This window comes from Fluctibacter halophilus, assembly GCF_020687825.1.
Classification (GTDB): domain Bacteria; phylum Pseudomonadota; class Gammaproteobacteria; order Enterobacterales; family Alteromonadaceae; genus Fluctibacter; species Fluctibacter halophilus.
This window is the reverse complement of record NZ_JAJEWP010000001.1, coordinates 1781977-1797616: the sequence shown is the minus strand read 5'-3', so window position 1 is coordinate 1797616 and position 15640 is coordinate 1781977. Positions and strand designations below refer to the sequence as shown.

The window sequence follows — 15640 nt, the reverse complement described above, 5'->3', positions numbered from 1 at the left end:
CCGCTTCGGACGTTAAGCAGACATTTTACCTTTCCCATGAAAACACAGAATATGTTTTTTCATGGGAAACGGGTGTTACTATGAAGTCTCAGTAATAAGCTGTTATATCTTTTGAAGGTCTGGGGATGATTGAAAAGTTAAAGGAACTACAATTAGAACGAGGGGTAGACTTCAAAGGCCTTGATAATTTTGTTGATTGGGCAGATAAAGTCGAACCATTACTTAGTTTGTCGCCAAACCATGAAAAAGAATTTAAAAAAGCGACGCTGAGTGCAGTAACTTGTTACCGAATAAAAAGCTATAAAGACGCTTTAAACAATATGGATGAAGCTGTTGGTGTTTTGAATAAAGCTATCACTTCCCTAGAATTATCTAATCAATCAACAATATCGACGACTTCAGAGTTAGAATATCCTCAGAAAGTAACGTGGGTATGGTTAGTAAAGCATGTAGAAGTGAAACACTGGTTTGTTTTAGGGGCAACCTTACTAACAATATTTGGAGCAGGCATAAAATTCGGCTCAAGCAAGTTCTATCAATATTATTTTAAAGAAAAAAGTGAAAAACCACTCATAAGTGAGCCTGCAGTCAGCGAAAATGCTGATAGTTCAGGTGTTTCAGAAAGGAAAAGTAAAATTGTTTTTGTATCAAGCCAGAAAGTTAAATCAGATTTTGGAGGTGTTGCTGTGGCTGACACTCTATGTGAAAATTTAGCTAGTAGGGCTGGTTTTAACGGAGAGTTTAAATCTTGGTTGAGTGACTCCAAAGTTGGGCCTGCGTCTAGGTTTAAGAGTCACAACAATAAATATACTCTACCAAGTGGAAAAGTAGTTGCAGAAAATTTAGAACAAATCACAAATTGCTTTGATGGTAATTGCTTAAGCTTCCCGATAAACGAAAACGAACACGGGATGATAGTAAGCAAACCTACACCTAACAGCGCTGAAAACAGAGTTTGGAGTGCTACGGATGTAGAGGGTCACCCACTTGGTAATAGTTGCAAAAATTGGTCTGAACAACTACCAATGCCTATAAGCGGCCCAAACAATACGGTTGTTTCATTAGGTGACCCAACTAGTACAGGAGTAAACTGGACGAGTTCATTTTCTGCCAATTGTCCAGAATTGGAGCTAGCTTTTTACTGTTTTGAGCAATGAGTAAAAATGTATAACAAGGCGTTGAAGGCGGATTCGTAACAGTTGGCTCGGTTCCGCTTCGCTCCACTCCACAAGTTTAGCCAACTATTACTCACCGCTTAACGCGGCGTTATGGGGTTTAATCCTGCTAAGGTATAAATTTGAAAGTCCTTAAAAAAGAATCATCTAAATTGGCATCAAGTAGTTTTGAGCTCTATAGACGCCGATTAAATTGGCGACTAGTTACGCAACCAAAGATAAAAAATAAGTTTCAAGAAATTGCTGAGAGCGCAAGAAATACAAAATACCCATTTAATATGTTTTGCCGAGTACATGACGAAACAGTAAATGAGGCTACAGTACAACTTTCTTCTGGAGCCAATAAAACAGGCGTTATTGAAAAAATTGATACGCCTGAGAAAAAGGGCTCAACATGTGAAGCAGAGAAAGGTTCCGCCTTAGTAGCTTCATTTAGTAGTACAGGCTCTGTTGCTTTTATTATTTATCCCTACAAATCCGAACGCTACGCAAGAAATGAAGATAGCATTATACTTTACATAGCTCTTAGCCCAGATGATGTGAGCGATAGAGTCATTGAAAAATGCATTTGCAAATATTTATTTTATAACCGCAACTCAAGTATTTATGGCGTATATTCAAATTCATTCATGGATAATATAAAAATTAATTGGATGACATTTGTTGATGTAAGGAATAAGAAAAAGCTATATAAGGGATTTTGGGTTTTATTTGTTGGATGGTCAAAAATAGTGGGGGCTGGTATTGCGGGTTATATTGTCGCAGTGATCACCCAAACCCCATAAAAAATCGTTTAAAAGGATAAAAAACAGTTGGCTTTTGCTCCTCCGCACACACATAGCATATTTGTACTGGCTCAGGGGAGGGGGTTGGTCTCTGTCATTGAGGCGTGAAATGGATGTGGCGATTGCCCCATTTGAATGAGGGGAAACCGCTTACGAGCGGGTCAGCACCGGTTGGATGAGAACAGCGCTGCACGTTGTTCAACGGTACTTGTAGCGACTCAGCGTGCTGGTTGTCGATTGCGGTACCGGGCAAAGAACAACACCAGTCCTAACCCCATCAGCAGCAGGTTTGTCGGTTCAGGTACGCTGGTGCGGGCAGCCGTTCACGTTGTGAACTATAATGGCGGCGCTTGTCCCGGCAAACACGGGTATCAAAACACGTAAATGAATCCGACACCGACTTCGGTCTCATAATTGCTTCTTGCGATTGGGCTTTCTCGAACGTCACTACTGTAGTATTCAAAAAGTGCTTCGCCGTAAATCTGCCAATTTTCATTCAAGTAGTGACGGAAACTGTAATCAATTCCAACCGATCGTAATCCACCACTTAACGTCGTTTCATCCAGACCAGAAGCGGCTGCTTGTATCGAGTCTATGCCAAAACCTTTGTTTGCGTATTCGCTGTCATGAAAAACTGCGACGACATTCACTTCATGGCCGGTGCCATCAAGTTGGTCACCAAAACGGCGCCCCACGCCAAATAATCCCAAATTTCCTTCATCACCCGTCACAACACGACCAACCAGCCAATAGCGCCAATCCTCTGTGAATGCGCGACGTGCTTGAATCACTAATTCAAAGCCCTCGTCTTGTTCGCCCAGCCCATCTAACCAGCCTTCATCAGAGTCACCTTCCTCTCGGCCTTCCTCGAAACCTAACAACGCCTCTAGCAGCTAATGGTCGTTTCGAAGACCACGCCAACCAAAAGCTTCTCCGGCAAAATAGAAAATATTGTCACCTTTGCGCCATTGTACTGCTCCAGCAGGCTGAAGTTCCAAACCAAATTCATCTGAGCCTTCGTAAGCCGTTTCATACTCAACACCAAGCCCCAGTCCGAAGGCCCAGCCATCCTTGCCCTTTGTGAAATCATCCAAAGACGGTAGCGGCACTAAGGCAGTTTTATCCTGTGCAGATGCTGTACTAAAGGCAAAGAGGCAAATGGTCATTGCCACAAGGAGGGTTGTAATCTTCTTCATTGATATGTCTCTGGTGGTTGTCAGTAAAGACACGTTTTACAGATATCTTTTATAGGCAGGTAGTTGAAAAAAGATCACTCAGCGTCTTCTAAAAAAGGCCCAGCTAATGATGTTACCGCTGCACTTAATATATCCCCATTCCAAGAAGCCGTGGGCGCTCAGATGAATTGTTAATTATGGCTGGAACTGATCGCTCACTGAGCCCATTGCTCTGCAACAGAGCATCGCCTTGGCAGTGATGGTTTTCGATTGTTCGCTCACTTGCTTCCTGCAGGCCTGTATGACCCCATGGCCAACGTTTGTCTTGCGTAAAAAAGTAGCCTTCCAAATTGGCTAATTGCGTGACCGTAACTGGCACAGTTCGGAAGGTCTACATCGGTGCTGTAATGTGTACCTAAGATCTTTGCTGCCCCATTGCACCGTCACTGAGAGCCGGGTTATTGCGTCTTGGTGTAATACTCCCGGATATGGCTATTGCCATCGCCGCCTGCGGTGCCCATATATGCCCAGTAGGTATCTGCGCTGTCGAAATGAAGTTGCGAGATGCGAGTTTCTCCGTATCGGTCGTACTTCAAAACGATACTGGTTTCAGTGCAACCCAAAATGTCATAGGGAATGAGCTCATGCTTGGCGGGCATTTTTATGGTTTTGTCACCCATACTGAGGTCGATTTCAGGCGTGGAAATCATCATCGTGCCCTTCGTGGTGAAGTCGATAACTTCGTGGCCCTGGGTTTGGGTCATAAAGGACCAGGCATCAGGATCGACGTTTGCCCAACGCTTGTTGAAGGATTCAAACTTTTGTGCGGAAGACTGCCACGTTCCGGCCAGTTCGGGACAGCTATACCCTATGCCAGGAACGATAAGGGAGCAACACAGGAGTATTCTTTTCATACGCAAAAACCAAATTCCATTTGAGTAAAAAGGCAACAGGCAGCCAGAGGCTTACCGTGAACTAGCTATCGTATCATTCCTGTCGCGTCGTTGTGCGCCTTTCGGCGTCCCTGTTGTTGAATCCTTAGATCTTATAGAGACTCATTCATCACGTTGTCGACACGTCTTGAAAACTCAGGCATACCCCATCCCTGGTAACGCACCCAGCCGGTACTTTGTGCTTTCGGCATCCTGCCTTCAGCAAAAGCCCAGGTCGGGCGTCCTCTGTCCTCCCGTTCACCACTCAATGAGCTGCACGTTTTCGCTCATTGCGGGCGTGGTTCACCCTGTACCGTCGTCCGTTCCTCGTCGAGTGGAATTGCTTACTGGATGTTTTGGTATCGAAGTACTAACACATCCCTGTGGTTTGTTTCCAGCCGCGACGTCCTTTCGCGTCGTTGCGCGCCTCTCGGCGTGACGTTAAGTCACCCCTCATCGCTGACGCGACCGGTGCTCACCCTTGCGCATGCTGTGTGTTGTGGACATAGTCAGGCGGCCTGACTCAACTTGCGCTAATCGCAGGGCCAGAGCGCCCTGTCGATTAGCACCCATAAAAAAAGGCGCCTTGCGGCGCCTTTGTCATAACAACAGGAGAAAATTCACACATTTACCAGGGCAGGTTAGCCGTTGTTTTCCAACAGGTTGCTGCCGATTTCAATCTTGCGCGGCTTTTTCGCTTCAGGGATTACGCGCTCCAGATCAATGTGTAGCAGGCCGTTTTCCAGATCCGCTGCGAGCACTTTCACGTGGTCGCCCAACTGGAACTTGCGCTCAAAATTGCGCTCGGAAATGCCTTTGTGCAAAAACTTGCGTTCTTCGTCTTTGCTGTCTTTCTTGCCGGTGACCTGTAAGGTGTTTTCCTGCACTTCAATTTCGATATCGTCGCGGGAAAAGCCGGCCACAGCCATGGTAATTCGGTATTTGTCTTCCGCCAGCAACTCAATGTTGTAGGGCGGATAACTGGCTTGTTTTTCGTTACGGGACGCTGCATCAATCATCGATGCCAGGTGATCAAAGCCAATGAAAGAACGGTAAAGTGGAGACAGATCGATATTACGCATAGTCATATCCTCATGCATTAAGCAATATGTGTTGGTTATCCCGCTTGTGCGGCAACAACCGATTAAACGTTAGTGGGCCATGTTGCCCGGTGGTGTCGACCCGATTCCGGCGCCGACAACTTGTATGTGTGGATAGGGCGTGATTTTTTCAACAGTGTTTTTGGCAAAAAAACCAAATTAATTTATAACTAGTTGAAATTGTTAAATTAATTCTTTCCATATGCGCTCCTGGCGCGGGCTGAGAAAGTGCTCGGTATCGAACGAAATCAGTACCCGATGGGCGCGACCCTGGATTTCAACCAAGGGCACAAAGCCGTATACCCGCGAGTCGGCACTGTTATTCCGGTTATCTCCCAGTACCAGCACATGGCCCTCAGGTACGGTTACGGTACCGAAAGATTGCAATTGGGAGGCTGGCGGCTGCAGCAGGATACGGTGCGGGGCATCCGGCAAGGCTTCAACATATTGGGTTTTGCTCTCGATGGCATCGTACTGGAGTGGCTCGCCGTTGAGCCACAGACGGTTGTTGCGCATCGATAAGGTGTCACCGGCCACACCAATCACACGTTTCACCAAACGCTCGTCGGCCGCTTCGGATTCGAACACCACAATGTCACCCCGCTGCGGGTCGGCAAAGTGGGCCAGGCTCACGTTGGTAAACGGAATGTCGAGGCGGTAAGCCATTTTATCGACCAGTATTCGATCGCCTTCCACAATGGTCGGCTGCATCGAGCCGGAAGGCACTTCGTACCAATCAGCAATGCTGCTGCGCGAAGCAAAGATCAGCAGTAATACGGCCAGAAAGCCGGTGTTTTCACGCAATAGTCGTGTCATTGTCATCATCGCCAGTCTCCGTGTCGGCGGGTGTTCGTCATGCACATAAGATGCAGTAAAAACACGCCCGGTTCCACGCCGAGATGTAACAGCGTTTGTCAGACTGTGATGGAAAATTGATCATCGTTCACCTCGTTCGTCACTCCGCCGGTGCAGTTGGTCACATGCTTGCCTTCGTTGTATGTGCGTTCTGTTTATTTAAAGGCTATGACCTGTTCGGTAAACAAGCCTACGTGCGGATGGATTACTCCTACTACGGTGAATACAAAACCCATTTCAACGTGCGTGATGAAGACGTTGTACCTTCCTACAGCTACTTCAACCTGTCAGGTCGTGTTGATGTGTCGGATGACATCAAACTCAGTGTTCATTTGAACAACGTGTTTGATAAAGAAGCGGTTAAATACCGTAACGCCCGTAGCCGCAGCACGGACAATACCACGGCTCAGCAATACATTGAGTATCTGGAAGGCCGTAGCCTGACTGTACGTCTGGACTACACCTTCTACTAAGTGTCACGGGTTCCGTGAAGAGTGATTGGCCACCTTCGGGTGGCCTTTTTAATGCCTGCTCAATTTTGCGATGACAATGCCCAGTCGAGGGCGTAGTCCACGTGCAATTGGGCGCTGTCGTACAGTGCCAGCGGCGTATCCTGCTGGTTGATCAAAAGACCGATTTCGGTACAGCCCAGTATGATCCCCTGTGCGCCCCGTTGCGCCAGTCTGTCACACACCGCCAGATAGGCCTGCTTTGATGTCGCTTCAATGCGGCCAACACACAGTTCCTGATAGATAACATCATGTACCTTTTGTTGGTCGTCCTCGTCGGGTACCAGCGTGTCAATGCCATAGTGGGTTTTGAGGTGGTCACGGTAAAAGGGCAGGGTCATGGTAAACCGGGTGCCCAGCAGTCCTACGGTGCTGATGTTATCGTCCCGCAGTGCCTGACCCACCGCATCGGCAATGTGCAGCAATGGCAGCGCCGCCGCTTGTTGAACCTTATCTGCCACCACGTGCATGGTATTGGTACCAATCATGATCCCCTCCGCGCCAGCCAGCCGTAGCCCCTTGGCAGCCGCGATCAGGGGGTGGGCGGCACGGTCCCAGTCCTGGTTGCGCTGGGCGTCGGCAATCGGCGCAAAGTCGAGGCTGTGCAGGATCACCTTGGCACTGTGCAGGCCTCCGAGGCGCTGCTGGACACCCGTGTTTAATCCCTGATAGTAACTGATGCTGGATTCCCAGCTCATTCCGCCAATCAAACCGATGGTACGCATCGCGACTCCTTGCTGAAAAATTCATCAAATGGTGGCATTAAAGTTGCAAATTAGCGCCAATGACGCAAAAAACAGACAGTTTTTTGGCGTTGTGCCGATAATACCGGGTTAAAGGGTGTCTTGAACGGCCCTGGACTGTCAATTTTCTTGCCAGTACAGCTGTTTTCGCCCCATACAATAACAACAGGGAACACTGTGAATAAAGCGCTGTTACATTTCTTCAAGCAATTTCCGGCTGGCGAACGTATCGTCTGGCTGGATACCACCTTGTTGCTGGCGGCCTTTGCAGTTACCTGGTTTATGATCGGGCAGTACGACGGCGCACAGTGGCTACTGCAGTTGTTGCATGATGAGCAGTGGGCGCCAGTGGGCAATGTGATCCTGAGTCTGGCCCTGATGTCGTTGTATCTGGGGTTGTACGTGCTGCGACGTCAGCGTGAAATGCGCAACAAAATCACTGAGGCCAATACCGATGCACTGGTCAGTGCGTTCAACCGGCGCAAGGGCCAGGAATTGTTGGATACCGAAGTGGTACGCGCCAATCTGCACAAAGTCCCTCTGTCGTTGATCATGTTTGATATCGACCATTTTAAGCGCATTAATGACACCCACGGTCACGGTGTGGGCGACAACGTCCTTAAGCGGGTGATGGAAATTGTTCATCGCCACAGCCGTCGCAGTGACATTCTGATCCGTTGGGGTGGGGAAGAATTTTTAATTGGTTGTTGTGGCACCGAGCTGGCAGCGGCGACCAAGCTGGCAGAGCGAATACGACAGGCCATCAGTCAGTTCGATTTCGAATTACCTGAGGGGATCAGCGCCAGTTTCGGCTGCACAGCCTACCGCGAGTGTGAAGATCTCGATACCACCCTGGACCGGGTCGATGGCTTGCTGTATCGCAGCAAACAGGGCGGTCGGAACAGGGTATTCAGCGAATAAAAAAAGCCCGCACAACTGGAGCGGGCTCAACACAAGGGGAAGTGTTACTGCTTTATACCCTCAATGTGCAGATCCAGATCAATGGTTGCCGGACCGTTAATGTTAAAGTCGGCCAGCGTCAGCTGCGTGGTGCCTGAGAAGCCGGCACGATATCCGCCCCACGGGTCCTCACCCTCACCAATTTTATACGCATCGATGGTCACTGACTTGGTCACACCGTGTAAGGTCAAATCGCCCGCGACTACCAGTGTACCGTCGCCGTTATCGGTGATGTTGGTGCTGACAAACTTGGCTTTTGGAAATTGATTCACATCCAGAAAATCATCGCTGCGAATGTGCTTGTCACGCTCGGCGTGGTTGCTGTCAATGCTGGCCGTGTCAATGTTAACCACCACTTTGGCAGCACCGGGATTGGCCTTGTCATAGCTGAAGGTACCGTCGAAAGTATTGAAGCGGCCGGTCAGCCATGAGTAACCCAGGTGTTTGATCTTGAAGTTGATCGAGGCATGGGCGCCTTTGGTATCAATCACATAGTCTGCAGCCAGTGCAGGCAGGGACAGGAAACCCAACAACGTTGTCGCAATCAGTGTTTTTTTCATAGCTCTTCCTTTAACGGTTTTAACATGCGGATAAGAATATCGTTTTTGTGTAACAGGTGGTGCTGAAGGGCCGCCAGTGCATGTACAACAGCCAGGCCAATCAGGCCATAGGCGACCCATTCGTGAACGACGCCGGCAATGTCTTCCTGGCGCTCAAAGGCAACCGGCAATGCCGGTACGGTGAACCAGTTAAACACATCGATCCCGCGGCCATCGGCGGTGGAAATCAGAAAACCCGAGGTAAACAAGGCTAACAGACCAAGGTACAGGGCCATGTGACCTACACGGGCCAGTCGTCGATGCAGGGCGGGCAAATCCATCACCGGGCGCGGATGGCTGTAGCGCCATACCAGACGGGCAAGGGTAACCACTGCCAACAACAAACCGACACTTTTGTGCCAGTGGGGAGCGGTTTTGTACCAGCTGCTGTAATAGTCGAGATCGACCATCCATACACCTGCGGCAAACAGCCCGATGACGGTAACGGCGGTCAGCCAGTGCACAACAATGGTCAGCCAGCCGTAACTGGTGTCGGTATTACGAAGCATAAGGGTCTTTCTCCAATCGATGGCCGGAGTTTATCGTGCGTCAATGGGGATGAAAATCACGAAAAACAACCAAACCGTTCAGTTAATTAGAACGGTTTGGTGGTTTAGGATCAGTCCGCGTGGCGTTTGCGCAGCACCTGTATCACGTCGGTGAGGTTGATTTCACTGGCCTGCAGCAGCACCAGCAAATGGTAAAGCAGATCGGCGGATTCGTTTTTGAGCTCTTCGTGATCTCTCACCGTCGCCGCCAGCGCGGTTTCGACCCCTTCTTCGCCAACTTTCTGGGCAATCCGTTTGATCCCTTTGGCATACAGACTGGCGGTGTAGCTCGAATCCGGGTCCGCGTATTTACGCGAGGCAATCACCTGTTCCAGGTTGGCAATAAACGCCATGTCCGGTGCATCGGCGTCGAGGAAACAGGTTTTGGCGCCGGTGTGGCAGGTCGGGCCCTGGGGAAGGGCGAGTGCCAGCAACGCATCTCCGTCACAATCCACACACAGGCTCTGCATCATCAGAAAGTGTCCGGACGTTTCTCCTTTGACCCACAGGCGCTGTTTGGAGCGGCTGAAGAAGGTCACCTTGTTGGAGGTCAGGCTGGCGCGTACCGCAGCCTGGTTCATGTAGCCCTGCATCAGCACTTCGCCACTGCGCGCGTGTTGTACGATACAAGGCAACAGGCCGTCCATTTTGTCCCATGCCAGCTCTGTCAGGTTGGTTTCATCAATCTTCATACGCACTCCCTGTCATCATTGCGCATTGCTACACCCTGTTGGCGTAGATACTGTTTCAGTGCCGGAATGTCAATGACACCTTTGTGAAACACCGACGCTGCCAGTGCACCGTCGACGTCTGCCTGGGTAAACACATCGGCAAAGTGGGCCATACTGCCCGCGCCGCCGGAGGCGATCAGCGGCACGTTGCAACGTGCCCGAATGCTGCTCAGTTGTGGGATGTCATACCCCTGTCGAACACCGTCCTGATTCATACAGTTGAGGACGATTTCTCCGGCCCCCAGTTGCTGGACTTCTGCTACCCAATCCTGGGTTTGCCAGCGGGTTGCCTGGGTGCGCTTTTCATCACCGGTAAACTGGTATACCTGATACTGACCGGTCTGTGCGTCAAAAAAACTGTCGATGCCCACCACGACACATTGCTGGCCGAAAGTATCGTGCAGTGCGCGGATCAGGTCAGGGTTTGCCAGCGCCGGTGAATTAACCGAAATCTTGTCGGCACCCATTTCCAGAATGCGTCCGGCATCCTCAATACTTTTGATTCCGCCGGCCACACAGAAGGGGATATCAATCACCTGGGCGATGCGACTGACCCAGCTTTTATCCACTACCCGGGCATCACTGGACGCTGTGATGTCATAAAACACCAGCTCGTCGGCCCCGGCTTCGGCATAGCGCTGTGCCAGAGGCACGATGTCACCGACAATTTCGTGGTTGCGGAACTGTACCCCTTTAACCACTTTGCCGTCGCGGACATCCAGGCAGGGAATTATGCGTTTTGCCAGCATGCGATGGCCTCCTTGACGGTAAATTTGCCTTCCAGCAGCGCACGACCGAGGATCACACCGGCCACCCCGGTGGGTTTCAGGCCTTCAATGTCGTTAAGGCCGCCAATGCCCCCTGAGGCCTGCCATGCCAGCGTTGGAAAACGCGCCGCCATGGCCTGGTAGAGTTCGGTGTTGGGACCCTGCAAGGTGCCATCGCGACTGATGTCGGTGCACAGAATATGGCGTGCACCGGCGTCAAGGTAGCTGTCCAGAAGGGGTTCCAGTTCAACGCCGGAGTCTTGCTGCCAGCCGTGGGTAGCGATGCACTTACGCCCATCAGGGGCGATATTGATGTCCAGTGCCAGCACAATGGCGTCGCTGCCATAACGTTGCAGCCAACTGGCAACCAACGCCGGGCGGCTGACCGCCAGTGAGCCGATGACAACGCGGGAAACACCGGTCGACAGCAGCTGTTCCACGTCCCGTTCGCTGCGAATGCCGCCGCCGGCCTGAAAATGCATGCGCTTGGTATCGACCATGTCTTTGATCAGGGCAAGCTGGCGGCGGTCGGTGTCTTTTGCGCCGGTTAAGTCCACAATGTGTAACCAGCTTGCACCGTCGTCGGCATACCGTTCTACCACCGACAACGGATCGGCAGAGTAGGCAGTTTTTTGCTGGTAATCCCCCTGGTAGAGGCGTACGACGTCACCGTCGATCAGATCGATTGCGGGTATGATCATCAGTTGACTAACTCCACGAAATTTTTCAGTAAGCGGGCACCGGCACGACCGGAGCGTTCGGGGTGAAACTGGGCGCCCATAAAGTTGCCTTTGGCGATGACGGCGGCGAACGGTTGGCCGTAGTTGCCCCGCGCCAGGGTGGTGTCACTGACCGCAACGCCAAAGCTGTGCACAAAATAAAAGTACTGCTGTTCATCGATACCGTGCAGCAACGGGTGTTCGGCGATATCACTGAGGGTGTTCCAGCCCATGTGCGGCAGTCGCAACCCCTCGGCCTGCAGGCGCTCAACCCGTCCGGGGATCAGGCCAAGGCAGGGGATGTCACCGTCGCGGCTTTCAGCTGACGCATCAACCATCATCTGCATGCCCAGACATACCCCCAATACCGGTTGGGTCAGTTGTTGCAGCGGTTCAACCAAGCCTTTCTGGTGCAGGCTGGTCATGGCCGCCTGGGCACTGCCCACGCCGGGCAGAATCACCTTGTCGGCCCTGTTGATGCGCGCCGGGTCATCGCTGACCGATACCGCCACTGCCAGCCGTTCAAAGGCGTAGCGGACTGACGCGATGTTGGCGCAGCCGGTATTGACGATGACGATGTCCTGTTTCATCACAACGCTCCCTTGCTGCTGGGCAAATCGCTACCCTGTCGGGTAATGGCCTGACGCAGTGCGCGACCAAATACCTTAAACAGGCTTTCCACCTGGTGGTGGGCATTGCCCTCGGTGGTGGTCAGGTGCAATGACAGGCCCATCGACTGGGCCAGCGAATAGAAAAAGTGCGGCACCATTTCTGTTGCCATGCCGCCGACCTGATCGCGGCTGAACGGTGCATCAAATTTCAGGTACGGACGGTTACTGATGTCCATGATGCATTCTGCACGGCATTCGTCCATGGGCAGGGCAAAACCGAAGCGGCCGATGCCGCGCTTGTCACCCAGGGCTTTCTTCAATGCTTCCCCCAGTGCCAGGGCGGTGTCTTCGACACTGTGGTGATCATCGATGTGCAAATCCCCTTGCACCGCGACGTCGAGGTGGAAACCGCCATGGGTGGCAATCTGATCCAGCATGTGGTCAAAAAAGCCGATGCCGGTGTTGATGCTGCTTCCACCGCTGCGGTCAAGATCCACGCTGATGGTGATGTCGGTTTCCGAGGTTTTACGTTGTACCGTGGCGACCCGCTCGCTGGCCAGCAGGGCTTGCTCGATGGCCGGCCATGGCAGGTTGTTGGGGTCGTAGCGGTATCCGGCGATGCCCATGTTGTCGGCCAGTTGCATGTCGGTTTCGCGGTCGCCAATCACTGCCGAACGGGTGAAATCGACACGGCCTTGTTGCAGGTAGTCTTTGACCAGGCCCAGGCGGGGCTTGCGACAACTGCAGTCATCCTCGGCAAAGTGTGGGCAAATCAGTACATCGTCAAACACCACGCCCTGTGAGCTGAATACCGCCATCATGGCGTCGTGGGCCAGGTCGAAGTCGGCCTGCGGGAAACTGTCGGTGCCCAGACCGTCCTGATTGCTGACCATCACCAGTCGATAACCGGCTTGTTGCAAACGCAGCAACACCGGGATCACAGAGGGTTCAAACTTGAGCTTTTCAAGGCTATCCAACTGCTTGTCGATGGGCGGCTCTTCTACCAGCGTACCGTCGCGATCGATAAACAAAATGGCTTGTTGTTGCATGCTCAGACTTCCTTACGTTGCGGTGCCAGCACGCTGTTGAGCATGTCCAGCAAGCGATTATTCTGCGCCTCGGTGCCAATTGACACACGCAGGCAGTTATTCAGTTGTGGCTGTTTGGATTGATTGCGGATCAGCATGCCCTGGCTGACCAAGGCATCCATGACCGAAGCGGCATTGTCGACCCGGAACAACAGAAAGTTGCCCTTGTCACCACCAAGCAGCGTGATGCCTTGCATGTCAGACAAGGCGTTTTTCAGCCGTTGCTGTTCAGCCTGTAGGGTGCTGACGTCTTGCTGCATACGTTGCAGGCCGTCAGCGGACAGCGCTTGTTGGGCGATCTGCGCCACCGGATCGCTGATCGGGTAGGGCGCAATGACCTTGAGCAGGGTCTGGATGACGCCTGGCTGAGCCAGGGTAAAGCCACAACGCAGGCCTGCCAGTCCAAAGGCTTTGGACAATGTGCGCAGGATCACCAGTTGCGGATAATCGTTCATCAGTGCGCTGGCACTGCCTTGGCGATCAAACTCGATGTAAGCCTCATCCACTACCACCAGGGCCGTGGTACCAAAACACTCGAGCACTGCCCTGAGGGTTTGCTGGCTGACACGGGTGCCGGTGGGGTTGTTCGGTGAGCACACGTACACCAGTTTTACCTTGCCGACAAAGGCTGCCATTGCGTCGAGATCGAGACTGAAATCCGGCTTTAGTGGCGCGGTTTCGACACTGACGTTAAAGGTTTGTGCGCTGATGGCGTACATCCCGTAGGTAGGCGGGCAGATCAGTACCCGGTCTTCACCTGGCTGGCAAAACCCGCGGGTCAGCAGTTCAATGCCTTCATCGGCGCCACGACTGACCAGCACCTGATCAGCATCTACCCCTGCGTAGGCGGCATAAGCCTTAAGTAATTGCGGCGGCTGACAATCGGGGTAGCGGTTGAGGCGCTCACAGTCCAGCGAATAGTCATGCACAAACGGTGATTCATTGGCATTCAACCAGTCCTGCCCGCCACTGAACAGACGTCGGGCAGATTCATACGGGGTAAGGGCGTTGACGTAGTCAGGCACCAATGCCTGGAGTGAGTCAGTCATTGTTCAAAGCCTCCAATCGCACTGCCACGGCTTGCTTGTGGGCATCCAGTCCTTCAGCGTCGGCCAGGGTCATCAGGGTAGGACCGAGTCCGCGGATACCGTCGGCAGAGAGCTCCTGCAGGGTGTAACGGCGCATAAAGTCGACCAGTCCGAGGCTGGAATAGTTGCGTGCGTAGCCGTAGGTCGGCAGTACATGGTTAGTGCCGCTGGCGTAGTCGCCGGCGGATTCTGGCGACCATTGGCCCAGAAAAATGGAACCGGCATTTTGCAGTTTGGGTACCAACGCCCGCGGCTGTTCGGTTTGCACAATCAGATGTTCCGGGGCGTAGCGATTGCTGACCTCGATGGCTTCGTCGATATCACGTACCCAGATGTAGCGGGCATTGGCCATTGCCTGGCGGGTAATGTCCTGACGTGTCAATGAATCCAGTTGGCGGGCCACTTCCTGCTCGGTTTGTTGCACCAGGGTTTCGCTGGTGGAGACCAGAATCGCCTGTGAGTCGGCGCCGTGTTCAGCCTGGGACAACAAATCGGCGGCCACAAAGACCGGGTTTGCCGTGTGATCTGCCAGTACCAGCACTTCCGACGGACCGGCAGGCATATCAATGGCAGCGCCACCGGGGATCTGGCTGATTTGCTGCTTGGCTTCGGTGACGTAGGCATTGCCGGGACCAAAAATTTTGTCCACTTTGACCACACTTTGTGAGCCAATCCCCATCGCGGCAATCGCCTGAGCGCCACCGAGGCGGTAAATTTCGGTGATACCGCACAATGAGGCGGCGAAGCAAATGGCCGGAGCAATGTCGCCGTTTTTATCCGGCGGTGTGCACAATACCCGTCGCGGGCAGCCTGCCACTAAGGCCGGTATGCCCAGCATCAGTACCGTGGAGGGCAATGGTGCACTGCCGCTTGGCACGTACAGTCCAACGGCACTGAGCGGGTCATAACGTTGTTCGCACACAACGCCGGGCTGCGTCTCGAGGCGGATATTGGCCGGTCGCTGCGCTTCATGAAAGGCCTTGATGTTGTTAAATGCTTGGGTAATCGCCTGCTGAGTGGCTTCGGGTGTCTGCGCGGCGAGGGCTTGCCAACGCTCTTGGCTCAGTGCGAGGGTTTGCAGTTCAACGTCGTCAAACCGGTCGGTGAGGGCGAACAAGGCGCTGTCACCTTCGTCCTGCACGAGACTGATCACGTCGCTGACGGCGTCGCGGATGCGTTGATTGTCGGCCATGGCAGGACGCGCAAGGGCGTCCTGTTGTTCGATTGCGGGCAGTGCTGACCAGGTAATCATTGT

General features: G+C 52.4%; 19 protein-coding genes and 1 pseudogene. 4 read left to right on the top strand and 16 right to left on the bottom strand.

The window, feature by feature from the left end:
- Positions 1 to 125 precede the first annotated feature (125 nt).
- Complete coding sequence (locus LJ739_RS08610) at positions 126 to 1157, top strand: hypothetical protein (protein WP_229159268.1); 1032 nt, start codon at positions 126 to 128, stop codon at positions 1155 to 1157.
- 140 nt (positions 1158 to 1297) lie between these two features.
- Positions 1298 to 1960, top strand: coding sequence for a hypothetical protein (locus LJ739_RS08605; protein WP_229159266.1), 663 nt, complete (start codon positions 1298 to 1300; stop codon positions 1958 to 1960).
- Between the two features lie 218 nt (positions 1961 to 2178).
- Here LJ739_RS08605 and LJ739_RS19190 read toward each other — a convergent pair.
- The 6 genes and pseudogenes from LJ739_RS19190 to lepB form a co-directional block, all read right to left on the bottom strand.
- A pseudogene (locus tag LJ739_RS19190) lies at positions 2179 to 2262 on the bottom strand (PEP-CTERM sorting domain-containing protein); the annotation flags it as partial.
- A gap of 69 nt (positions 2263 to 2331) precedes the next feature.
- Positions 2332 to 2841, bottom strand: coding sequence for a MipA/OmpV family protein (locus tag LJ739_RS08600; RefSeq protein WP_229159264.1), 510 nt, complete (start codon positions 2839 to 2841; stop codon positions 2332 to 2334).
- 12 nt (positions 2842 to 2853) lie between these two features.
- A complete protein-coding gene (locus tag LJ739_RS08595) occupies positions 2854 to 3156 on the bottom strand; it encodes a type 1 periplasmic-binding domain-containing protein (RefSeq protein ID WP_229159262.1) in 303 nt (100 codons plus the stop codon).
- 437 nt (positions 3157 to 3593) lie between these two features.
- On the bottom strand, positions 3594 to 4049 hold the full coding sequence (locus tag LJ739_RS08590) for a hypothetical protein (protein ID WP_229159260.1): 456 nt from the start codon (positions 4047 to 4049) through the stop codon (positions 3594 to 3596).
- 659 nt (positions 4050 to 4708) lie between these two features.
- The gene (locus LJ739_RS08585; RefSeq protein ID WP_229159258.1) at positions 4709 to 5149 is read right to left on the bottom strand and encodes an Hsp20 family protein; all 441 of its coding nucleotides are present in this window, start codon (positions 5147 to 5149) and stop codon (positions 4709 to 4711) included.
- Between the two features lie 201 nt (positions 5150 to 5350).
- Positions 5351 to 5992, bottom strand: coding sequence for a signal peptidase I (gene lepB / locus LJ739_RS08580; protein WP_229159249.1), 642 nt, complete (start codon positions 5990 to 5992; stop codon positions 5351 to 5353).
- A gap of 155 nt (positions 5993 to 6147) precedes the next feature.
- Between lepB and LJ739_RS08575 the strand changes: the two genes are divergently transcribed.
- Positions 6148 to 6495, top strand: coding sequence for a TonB-dependent receptor (locus LJ739_RS08575; protein WP_229159247.1), 348 nt, complete (start codon positions 6148 to 6150; stop codon positions 6493 to 6495).
- Positions 6496 to 6554: 59 nt separating this feature from the next.
- Here the strand turns inward: LJ739_RS08575 and LJ739_RS08570 are convergent, their stop codons facing one another.
- Positions 6555 to 7256, bottom strand: a complete 702-nt coding sequence (locus LJ739_RS08570) for an aspartate/glutamate racemase family protein (RefSeq protein ID WP_229159245.1) — start codon at positions 7254 to 7256, stop codon at positions 6555 to 6557.
- 195 nt (positions 7257 to 7451) lie between these two features.
- Here LJ739_RS08570 and LJ739_RS08565 point away from each other — a divergent pair, with 195 nt between their 5' ends.
- The gene (locus LJ739_RS08565) at positions 7452 to 8195 is read left to right on the top strand and encodes a GGDEF domain-containing protein (protein WP_229159243.1); all 744 of its coding nucleotides are present in this window, start codon (positions 7452 to 7454) and stop codon (positions 8193 to 8195) included.
- Between the two features lie 44 nt (positions 8196 to 8239).
- On the opposite strand, the gene LJ739_RS08560 is transcribed toward LJ739_RS08565, so the two are convergent.
- From LJ739_RS08560 to hisD, 9 genes are all read right to left on the bottom strand, one after another.
- The gene (locus tag LJ739_RS08560; RefSeq protein WP_229159240.1) at positions 8240 to 8794 is read right to left on the bottom strand and encodes a YceI family protein; all 555 of its coding nucleotides are present in this window, start codon (positions 8792 to 8794) and stop codon (positions 8240 to 8242) included.
- Complete coding sequence (locus LJ739_RS08555) at positions 8791 to 9342, bottom strand: cytochrome b (RefSeq protein WP_229159238.1); 552 nt, start codon at positions 9340 to 9342, stop codon at positions 8791 to 8793. The genes LJ739_RS08560 and LJ739_RS08555 overlap by 4 nt, the downstream gene beginning before the upstream one ends.
- Before the next feature lie 110 nt (positions 9343 to 9452).
- Complete coding sequence (gene hisIE, locus LJ739_RS08550; protein WP_229159236.1) at positions 9453 to 10073, bottom strand: bifunctional phosphoribosyl-AMP cyclohydrolase/phosphoribosyl-ATP diphosphatase HisIE; 621 nt, start codon at positions 10071 to 10073, stop codon at positions 9453 to 9455.
- The gene (gene hisF, locus LJ739_RS08545) at positions 10070 to 10861 is read right to left on the bottom strand and encodes an imidazole glycerol phosphate synthase subunit HisF (RefSeq protein WP_229159234.1); all 792 of its coding nucleotides are present in this window, start codon (positions 10859 to 10861) and stop codon (positions 10070 to 10072) included. The genes hisIE and hisF overlap by 4 nt, the downstream gene beginning before the upstream one ends.
- Positions 10843 to 11580: a 1-(5-phosphoribosyl)-5-[(5-phosphoribosylamino)methylideneamino]imidazole-4-carboxamide isomerase gene (hisA, locus tag LJ739_RS08540; protein ID WP_229159232.1), complete on the bottom strand. Its 738-nt coding sequence runs from the start codon at positions 11578 to 11580 to the stop codon at positions 10843 to 10845. Before hisA ends, hisF begins: the two co-directional genes overlap by 19 nt.
- A complete protein-coding gene (gene hisH / locus LJ739_RS08535) occupies positions 11580 to 12188 on the bottom strand; it encodes an imidazole glycerol phosphate synthase subunit HisH (RefSeq protein WP_229159230.1) in 609 nt (202 codons plus the stop codon). The genes hisA and hisH overlap by 1 nt, the downstream gene beginning before the upstream one ends.
- Positions 12188 to 13258, bottom strand: a complete 1071-nt coding sequence (gene hisB / locus LJ739_RS08530) for a bifunctional histidinol-phosphatase/imidazoleglycerol-phosphate dehydratase HisB (RefSeq protein WP_229159228.1) — start codon at positions 13256 to 13258, stop codon at positions 12188 to 12190. The genes hisH and hisB overlap by 1 nt, the downstream gene beginning before the upstream one ends.
- Positions 13259 to 13260: 2 nt before the next feature.
- Positions 13261 to 14346, bottom strand: coding sequence for a histidinol-phosphate transaminase (hisC, locus tag LJ739_RS08525; RefSeq protein WP_229159226.1), 1086 nt, complete (start codon positions 14344 to 14346; stop codon positions 13261 to 13263).
- The gene (hisD, locus tag LJ739_RS08520) at positions 14339 to 15637 is read right to left on the bottom strand and encodes a histidinol dehydrogenase (RefSeq protein WP_229159224.1); all 1299 of its coding nucleotides are present in this window, start codon (positions 15635 to 15637) and stop codon (positions 14339 to 14341) included. The genes hisC and hisD overlap by 8 nt, the downstream gene beginning before the upstream one ends.
- Positions 15638 to 15640 lie beyond the last annotated feature (3 nt).

Coding starts and splice junctions, on each gene's coding strand:
- LJ739_RS08555 (WP_229159238.1), bottom strand. CDS start 9,342: ATGCTTCGTAATACCGACACCAGTTACGGCTGGCTGACCATTGTTGTG.
- hisF (WP_229159234.1), bottom strand. CDS start 10,861: ATGCTGGCAAAACGCATAATTCCCTGCCTGGATGTCCGCGACGGCAAA.
- LJ739_RS08570 (WP_229159245.1), bottom strand. CDS start 7,256: ATGCGTACCATCGGTTTGATTGGCGGAATGAGCTGGGAATCCAGCATC.
- hisD (WP_229159224.1), bottom strand. CDS start 15,637: ATGATTACCTGGTCAGCACTGCCCGCAATCGAACAACAGGACGCCCTT.
- LJ739_RS08595 (WP_229159262.1), bottom strand. CDS start 3,156: ATGAAGAAGATTACAACCCTCCTTGTGGCAATGACCATTTGCCTCTTT.
- hisIE (WP_229159236.1), bottom strand. CDS start 10,073: ATGAAGATTGATGAAACCAACCTGACAGAGCTGGCATGGGACAAAATG.
- hisC (WP_229159226.1), bottom strand. CDS start 14,346: ATGACTGACTCACTCCAGGCATTGGTGCCTGACTACGTCAACGCCCTT.
- hisB (WP_229159228.1), bottom strand. CDS start 13,258: ATGCAACAACAAGCCATTTTGTTTATCGATCGCGACGGTACGCTGGTA.
- hisA (WP_229159232.1), bottom strand. CDS start 11,580: ATGATCATACCCGCAATCGATCTGATCGACGGTGACGTCGTACGCCTC.
- LJ739_RS08610 (WP_229159268.1), top strand. CDS start 126: ATGATTGAAAAGTTAAAGGAACTACAATTAGAACGAGGGGTAGACTTC.
- lepB (WP_229159249.1), bottom strand. CDS start 5,992: ATGATGACAATGACACGACTATTGCGTGAAAACACCGGCTTTCTGGCC.
- LJ739_RS08575 (WP_229159247.1), top strand. CDS start 6,148: ATGCTTGCCTTCGTTGTATGTGCGTTCTGTTTATTTAAAGGCTATGAC.
- LJ739_RS08560 (WP_229159240.1), bottom strand. CDS start 8,794: ATGAAAAAAACACTGATTGCGACAACGTTGTTGGGTTTCCTGTCCCTG.
- hisH (WP_229159230.1), bottom strand. CDS start 12,188: ATGAAACAGGACATCGTCATCGTCAATACCGGCTGCGCCAACATCGCG.
- LJ739_RS08590 (WP_229159260.1), bottom strand. CDS start 4,049: ATGAAAAGAATACTCCTGTGTTGCTCCCTTATCGTTCCTGGCATAGGG.
- LJ739_RS08585 (WP_229159258.1), bottom strand. CDS start 5,149: ATGCGTAATATCGATCTGTCTCCACTTTACCGTTCTTTCATTGGCTTT.